We start from the raw sequence: 6,747 nt of genomic DNA, 5'->3' as shown, positions 1-6,747 counted from the left end.
ATATTGACTCTGGCAATGATTTTTTTATTCCTTTTTCAAAACTTTCTGTGATTTTTTTTTCGTTATTTCTGTTTCATATGTCACAGGAAAAGACAATGAATAATCCAAATAAATTCCATTACGCATATTATTTATATACAGTCCTATATAATAGGCATAAAACTCAATTGGATTGAAATCCTCTTCTTTTAAAGAAAGAAATGGAGGTAACTCTTTCGTTTCCTTATTTATTGTTTTTATACGAAGCTTTTTATTTTCCCAACCAGCCCACTGTTTTATTTGATATAAGAACGAATAATATTCTTCGCTGCTACTTTCTTGAAAACGTTCCAAAGCCGTATGCGAAATAGGTAAATCTTCCCAATTTGTATGAGGTCTTCCAGCCTTCTTTGAATAATCTTTAATAAATTTTTCTAGATTTACAAATTGCATTACTGTAGGATTTTCAAATCGTTTAGGATTACTTGCGGACTGTAATTTTCCAAGTCCAATTCCCATTGGTAAGGAATTTTGCGTTTCTTTTTGATATACAACAATAGTACTTTTAGTACCAAAATCAATTGCTATTGCGCCATCATAATTAACATCTTTTTCTGGATTTCGAGAATAATAATTGACTTCATTATTTATTTTTATAGTATATTCAGTATTTTTATCTGAATACAAATCCCAATGTCCTCTATTGGGATCTGTAAGGATTTTTTCTTCATAAGGATCAATGTCAGCTCTAATCTTTTCACAATTAAGTAGCTTTTCGCTAAAGTCTTTTGAGGAAATAAAACTTTTTGCACTATAGTATTCTTTCAAACATTCAATAAATCTTCCGACTATTTTTTCTTTATTTAAGTATTCGTCATCCATTAGAATATTTTTTATAAACTCCTGTTTATTCAATATTTCGTCTTTATTTTTCTTTGAGTTTGAACTCTCTGAAAGGATTTCTTTTGAATGATCAAACATGTTAAATAAGACATTTAATATTTGTGAATTGTCTGATGAAAGGTCTTCGATTTCAAAATGATTACTTATCATATATTGGATACAACTTGATTCTGGTATTATTTGCAGCCAATCTGTAGACTCACCTATCTGTGTACTTTGAGTCTCTAGATGATATAAAATATTATTTATTAATTCATTTCCATGATAGGTTATCCAATTATCGAAAGTGTAATTTTTATTAGGACGTTTCTCTTCTTCGATTATTAATAAATATTTATCCCTCAAAAGCGCAGAAAGGTATTTCCCTTTAATTTTTTTTGGTTGCTCAGATAATAGTTTTTTTATCTCTTCTGAAAGCATATTTATATTAGGAATAATATACTCATTATAAACATATTCACTAAATATTCTTCTTGAAACTGATATTCCTATATTATTTTGCAGACTTATATCGCTCTATTTTTTCTCCAATCCATTAATTTTGTTAAATCATATTAGGACTAGAAGAAAAAATCATAGCTTGTCAGGCTAAATATTTAATACCTGTTTATTTTTACAACTTTTCTAATAGGACTATTTGATAATTCAACAAAACTCCTAACCGTACCATTTTACACCCTTAATAGATATTTGTAAATGAATAACTCTGATAGGAAAATAACTATATCTATGAGGATTATTATGACGGGTGAAGAAGTTCGCCAGACATTGGCTAAAAATATAAAGAAATTAAGAGCACAGAAAGGATTTTCGCAGGCACAACTTGCAGAAGAAGCTGATATTTCTCTTCCTTTTATGAGTTCCATAGAACAGAGTTCAAAATGGCCATATCCAGACACGTTGGCTCAGATTGCGACCGCACTTGAAGTTGATGTTTCTGATTTGTTTTCAACAGGAGAGAACGATGCGAAGCATCATCAACAAACGATTGAAATTATAAAAGCACTTGTAGAAAATCAGAAAAAAGCCTTGGATGATTTTGGCGAAAAATATCTGAAATAAAAAAAACAGTGCCGAATAATCAGCACTGTCTAAAAATCAAGCAAACATTCCGTTTTCTGTAATTGTCTTCAATGCAACAATCACATCATCGTATTTCAAATCTTCTTCAAGAAGTTTTTCTGTGACATTATTATAATCCATTCGGTAAGCATTTTCATCAATAATCTTTTTCAAAAGAGATGGCACATCTACACCTTCTTTTGCAGAAGGACATACAGGTGATTCTGCCCGAACAACTCTAATATCCCGAACAAGATTTTTAAATTCTTCTTTTTGAGGAACCAAAGGAAGCAGTTTGAAAATATCGTACAAGTGACGAGAATGACCGTTTACCTTTCCCTGTAAGTAGTAATCACAGATTGCAAAAACCTTATCGGCAAGAGTTCTGTCTAAGCCCTGAACTTTCATTTTAAACGGTGAAAGCTGATATTTCTCTATATAATCAGGGGCTTCTTCAGTCATCATGTCACCAATGTAATTATGTACATCAAGCTCAACAACGGGAAATGATACTGCTGTATAAGAAGTTTCAAGAAATACCATAGGCTGAACTGCAAAATCCTTTGCCTGCTGAATTGAGTTATACGCAATCTCATATCGGTTATAATCACGACGACTGCGAGTTTCATCAATGTTCGGAATTGAAAGGCCAAGCAAAGAACTAACTTCTTCTATTGCTTCCTTTACCTTCTTTTTCTGCCCCTGGCTGATTGCGGTATCAATCGTAATATCAATATCCTCTGAAAATCGATTTATTGCCTTATGACACTTTGAAAGCGATGTCCCGCCTTTGAATACAATAAACGGAAGTTTTTCGGAAAGAAGCCTGAGAATCATTGTGACATAATAATCTTTTTCAACTATTTCGGGTCTTAGCTTTTGTTTGGAAACTACAAGCTCAACAGCTTGTGCGAAGCTCTTTTTATCATTATGCAGAAATTCCATTCAACACTCCTACTTTATACATATTGCGATAAATCTTATCTGGATATAAAGACAAGAATCCTTCCAAATCCGAGAACTTTATCCCAGACTTATTCATATATGACTTTATTTTCTCGTTTAGTTCTTTTCCTTCAATTTCCGAATAAAGATCTATGTCCTTCAACAAATCCAAAAACTGAAGACTTTTGTAATTGGTGGCGTTAATTTCAACACGAGGTTTTCGAAGAATAATTTTTGCAGAAGCAAGGCGAGTTTCTCTGTATTCTTTTGAGGCTTTGTTTGTAACTACTTCGCAGCTTGCAGGAACCTGACTGGTAATCCCAATCATATTTGCAAAATTTATACCGCTTATATATCCAAAACGTTCATTATCCGAAAGAAGGTATTTCTTTTCAATCACAGAATTTTGAGAAAGCTGACTACCCGATTTGAAAATGCTTTCTTCGGGAATATAATAAATGCCTGTGTCATAACGACGGAGCTTTCCGGAAGAAACGCAGTACATTAGCTGCTGCCGAATATTATTTTCTGTCATTTCGTCATAGCTGATATCTGAGACAAATATAGGTTCATTCTTACCAAACGTTTGCAAAAGATAATCATAAAACATTGCTTCCTCCTTATATAATACAATTTCAGTTAGCACTTTCATATTCATTATATGATAATTATCGGAAAAATCAAGCAAAAGTCATTATTAAATATAGCTTGCCAGGCAAAGCCTTTTCCCCATACTCGCATTATCTTAGAAGCATGAACAGAACAATAAACAAACCACAGCCAGGCGATGTTCTTTCAGTGAACCGTGGGCTGTACAAACATTATGGAGTCTATGTTGGGAACAACACCGTCGTGCATTTTTCGGGAGGAAGCGGACACGAGCTTTCTTCAAGAAAAGCCTGCATCAGAAAAACGACACTTGATGAGTTTTCTAAGGACGGAGAAGTTCAGATTGAAACAAAATGTGTGGAATCTTTCAGTCGGAAAGAAACTGTAATGCGCGCATTGAATGCTGTAGGAAGCGAAAAAGGTAAGTACGCCCTTCCCTGGAACAACTGCGAACATTTTGCCAACTGGTGTCGTTACGGACAGAAACGTTCCACACAGGTTGAACAGTTTGCAACAAGCCTCGCAAGTATCTCTGCTCTTGTTCTGGGAACTGTTTTTATCGGAAAAATAATTGAGGAGGAAATTATATGATGAGCTTAAGTTTTTCTATTGGTTTTACAATCTGCATCGCCTTGCTAGGTATGATGCTGCTTCTTTACTTTTATGATCCAGATATCTTTATTTCCAGATATCTCATTCGAACTTCCAAAATAAAATACTTTTTGAAAAGTCATTTTGGAAAAAGCGGAAAGGAATGGAAAGAAAAGTGGCATGAACTCCGCTTTACAATCGGCTGTTGTGAGGAAGCAATCTCTAAATATGTGAACAAGAAGAATCTTTCTACATTACAGGATGATGAAACTCTAAAGAATCTTCTGAGAGTTTACAGAGAACTTTTGGATATGAAAGAAAACTTTTATCCAGAAATTACTGTAGAACAAATTAAGGATATCTGGCATGAAATTGAAAATATTTATTTTCCAGATATGGATCCCTATTACCAGTACGACATGGAGGAAGTTGTATGATGCAAGACCCGTTTACAGCAAAAATTGTTTCTCGCGATGCAAGAGATTTCGCCAGGAACAGAAAAATAAAGAATCAAGCCAGTAAGGAGGAACAAACTATGGCTATCACGGAAAAAACAATCGAGGAAATCAGAAAAGATTTTGACAAGCACAATGAGCAGGTTCTGAAGATTTACAGGCGCAATGGCGATAAATCTCTTCTGGAACTTCTTTATCTTAATTCCGACAATCCGGAAGAAGTTGCAGAAGATTTTGAAATCAGCATTGAGGATGCAACTGCACTTGTAGAAAAAGACAAGGCGGCTAAAGCAGATCCAATTGGAACAATGCAAGAGGCTTCCAGAAAAGCATCGGCCGCAATCGCAAATCTTCTTGGAAAGTCAAAGGAACATGAGCTTTACAACAAGGCTTTTGAATATGTAGCCTCCACCGGATGCGAAGAGCCTTCTGTTCTTGCCGCAGAGTTTAGAATCTCAGAAGAAGAAGCTGCGGAACTGATTCAGCAGATGAAGGAAAACGGGGACATCGCAAGCGAAGACGAGTACGAAGAATCAGCTGATGAAAATGAAGCTGCTGACACCGAAGAAGACGAATCAGATTCTAATGAAGCTTCAGATATCGACTTCGATCTTGTTGACCTTTTCAAAAATCCAGAAAAGATTATTGAAGGCTTGTGCTTCCTTGGTGACGTTATTCAGGACACCTCAGAAAAAATCTGCGATGCCCTGGATGAATCAGTAGAACGCGTAATGGAGCATGACTTTGATGATTAATATTTTCAGAAAACCCAAATGTCAGATTCGTTATGTTGAAGAAGCTGGAACACCTGCAAAAACTCTGATTGTTACTGCTAAGACAATTGAACAGGCAAAAGAACAATTCCGTCAGTTCATCGGTAACAAAACTGTTGTAAAAGTAAGTTTTGCTATGCTTCCTTAAACATTAATCACAGCACTCAGTTTCTCGTTCTGTATATGAGAGTATACATCGAGAATCTGAGTAGAGCTGTGTGTCTGCCAAGCATATCCTAATGAGATGTCCTATTATGTTTAGACTTTTATACAAAACTGAATGCAAACAAAACACACAATCACTTATAACGGTAGTACGAAGAAACCTGATGACGATTAATAGTCTGTATATGCTCAATTCCATATTTTTCAAAATCTCCAATAAGTTCATCATATATCTCAGAGTCTTTCTCAGATAATGCATCAATTTGATTTTCAGGAGTATCAAACAAATCTTTTTCTAATATCTTATTTAGGGGGCGAGGCGTTTTTTCTAAGCCTGTAATATGTAAAGGTTTATCGCTAGTACTCAGTAAAAGAATTTGATTGAAAAACGGATGTTGCTCAATCTGCGGAATTTTTCCAAATATTAATCCATGCTTTCTCCATGTCTTCGCAATATAAGATTGATATCTGCTAAAAATCTGATAAAAATCACCACGGATATTATCAAAATGCAGATAAGCGCAATTTGCTCGACATAGTCTAACTTCCAGTCTTGTAGGATACGGAATACTGTTAATGAAATCCTTTGGATGCTGATTTCTGTATAAGAGATCTGAAATCCTGTCATACATAATCCAAAGTGATTTCCTTCTTTTATGGTCTTTCGAATAGACAGTAGTCGCAAATCTGCGAATCCCAGTTATTTCTTCACTAGGAATTTGCAGTGCATTTTTCGGAAAATCAAAGTAAAAATCAAGTTCCGCAAGCCGAAAAATTGAATGGCGATTTGCAAGAATATAATAATACCAATTAAATCGATTTTTAGTTATAATCAAATAATCACGCTTGCATAACTCTCTAACAATATCTATTACTGTCTTATAGATATTTGTTTGAAAAGCTTCTGCTTGTATATGGCACAAGAAATATCTTTTATATTTTGATCTTCTGATTTCCAGACTAACGCCAAGGAAAATCTGTCTTTTGGGGAGCCACATTTTCTTGTTAACAAATTCGGGGAAGAATTCAATACTGACTGTATCTATTCCTTCAGCCCTTTTAAAAAGTTCTCGCAACCATGTTGTCCATGATACTGCCTCCTTTTTTAAATTTTGAACAATTTATTTTGCAAAAAAAATGTAGGTGTTTAGTAGATAGATTTAAAATTTTATATTGATTTTTGCCCAATCTATAAGAGCAAAAACATATTATGCTAACGCCTTCTGCAACTCTTCAAGTTCTATATGTGTATAACCATTAAAAAC

Annotated in this window: 9 protein-coding genes; 5 read left to right on the top strand and 4 right to left on the bottom strand. The window is 34.4% G+C overall.

What is annotated here, in order from left to right; genetic code table 11:
* Nucleotides 1–24: 24 nt before the first annotated feature.
* On the bottom strand, nucleotides 25–1,302 hold the full coding sequence (locus tag MSI_RS12680; RefSeq protein ID WP_009107743.1) for a hypothetical protein: 1,278 nt from the start codon (nucleotides 1,300–1,302) through the stop codon (nucleotides 25–27).
* A gap of 321 nt (nucleotides 1,303–1,623) precedes the next feature.
* On the opposite strand from MSI_RS12680, the gene MSI_RS14185 reads away from it, so the two are divergent.
* Nucleotides 1,624–1,944 (top strand): helix-turn-helix domain-containing protein, encoded by a 321-nt coding sequence (locus MSI_RS14185; RefSeq protein ID WP_009107741.1) that lies wholly within the window; start codon nucleotides 1,624–1,626, stop codon nucleotides 1,942–1,944.
* Between the two features lie 36 nt (nucleotides 1,945–1,980).
* Here MSI_RS14185 and MSI_RS12670 read toward each other — a convergent pair whose 3' ends face one another.
* Together MSI_RS12670 and MSI_RS12665 are read right to left on the bottom strand one after the other, a co-directional pair.
* Entirely contained in the window at nucleotides 1,981–2,889 is a 909-nt protein-coding gene (locus MSI_RS12670) for a nucleotidyl transferase AbiEii/AbiGii toxin family protein (RefSeq protein ID WP_009107739.1), read from the bottom strand.
* On the bottom strand, nucleotides 2,873–3,499 hold the full coding sequence (locus tag MSI_RS12665) for a hypothetical protein (protein WP_009107737.1): 627 nt from the start codon (nucleotides 3,497–3,499) through the stop codon (nucleotides 2,873–2,875). The genes MSI_RS12670 and MSI_RS12665 overlap by 17 nt, the downstream gene beginning before the upstream one ends.
* Nucleotides 3,500–3,642: 143 nt before the next feature.
* On the opposite strand from MSI_RS12665, the gene MSI_RS12660 reads away from it, so the two are divergent.
* The 4 genes from MSI_RS12660 to MSI_RS14580 all read left to right on the top strand — a co-directional run bounded on the left by MSI_RS12660 (nucleotide 3,643) and on the right by MSI_RS14580 (nucleotide 5,465).
* Nucleotides 3,643–4,089 carry a lecithin retinol acyltransferase family protein gene (locus MSI_RS12660; protein ID WP_009107735.1) on the top strand — a complete coding sequence of 149 codons (447 nt, stop codon included), beginning with the start codon at nucleotides 3,643–3,645 and terminating at the stop codon, nucleotides 4,087–4,089.
* Entirely contained in the window at nucleotides 4,086–4,526 is a 441-nt protein-coding gene (locus tag MSI_RS12655) for a hypothetical protein (RefSeq protein WP_009107732.1), read from the top strand. Before MSI_RS12660 ends, MSI_RS12655 begins: the two co-directional genes overlap by 4 nt.
* 98 nt (nucleotides 4,527–4,624) lie before the next feature.
* Nucleotides 4,625–5,299: a hypothetical protein gene (locus MSI_RS12650; protein ID WP_009107730.1), complete on the top strand. Its 675-nt coding sequence runs from the start codon at nucleotides 4,625–4,627 to the stop codon at nucleotides 5,297–5,299.
* Complete coding sequence (locus MSI_RS14580) at nucleotides 5,289–5,465, top strand: hypothetical protein (RefSeq protein ID WP_155815634.1); 177 nt, start codon at nucleotides 5,289–5,291, stop codon at nucleotides 5,463–5,465. Before MSI_RS12650 ends, MSI_RS14580 begins: the two co-directional genes overlap by 11 nt.
* Nucleotides 5,466–5,616: 151 nt before the next feature.
* Here the strand turns inward: MSI_RS14580 and MSI_RS12645 are convergent, their stop codons facing one another.
* Nucleotides 5,617–6,558, bottom strand: coding sequence for a hypothetical protein (locus MSI_RS12645; RefSeq protein ID WP_039924947.1), 942 nt, complete (start codon nucleotides 6,556–6,558; stop codon nucleotides 5,617–5,619).
* Nucleotides 6,559–6,747 lie beyond the last annotated feature (189 nt).

It is taken from the genome of Treponema sp. JC4, assembly GCF_000260795.1.
Taxonomy (GTDB): domain Bacteria; phylum Spirochaetota; class Spirochaetia; order Treponematales; family Treponemataceae; genus Treponema_D.
This window is presented reverse-complemented; position numbering and strand designations above follow the sequence as displayed.

Excerpts from the sequence above, each read along its gene's own strand:
- MSI_RS12680 (WP_009107743.1), bottom strand. The coding sequence starts at position 1,302 with ATGCTTTCAGAAGAGATAAAAAAACTATTATCTGAGCAACCAAAAAAA.
- MSI_RS12655 (WP_009107732.1), top strand. The coding sequence starts at position 4,086 with ATGATGAGCTTAAGTTTTTCTATTGGTTTTACAATCTGCATCGCCTTG.
- MSI_RS12650 (WP_009107730.1), top strand. The coding sequence starts at position 4,625 with ATGGCTATCACGGAAAAAACAATCGAGGAAATCAGAAAAGATTTTGAC.
- MSI_RS12665 (WP_009107737.1), bottom strand. The coding sequence starts at position 3,499 with ATGTTTTATGATTATCTTTTGCAAACGTTTGGTAAGAATGAACCTATA.
- MSI_RS12670 (WP_009107739.1), bottom strand. The coding sequence starts at position 2,889 with ATGGAATTTCTGCATAATGATAAAAAGAGCTTCGCACAAGCTGTTGAG.
- MSI_RS12660 (WP_009107735.1), top strand. The coding sequence starts at position 3,643 with ATGAACAGAACAATAAACAAACCACAGCCAGGCGATGTTCTTTCAGTG.
- MSI_RS14185 (WP_009107741.1), top strand. The coding sequence starts at position 1,624 with ATGACGGGTGAAGAAGTTCGCCAGACATTGGCTAAAAATATAAAGAAA.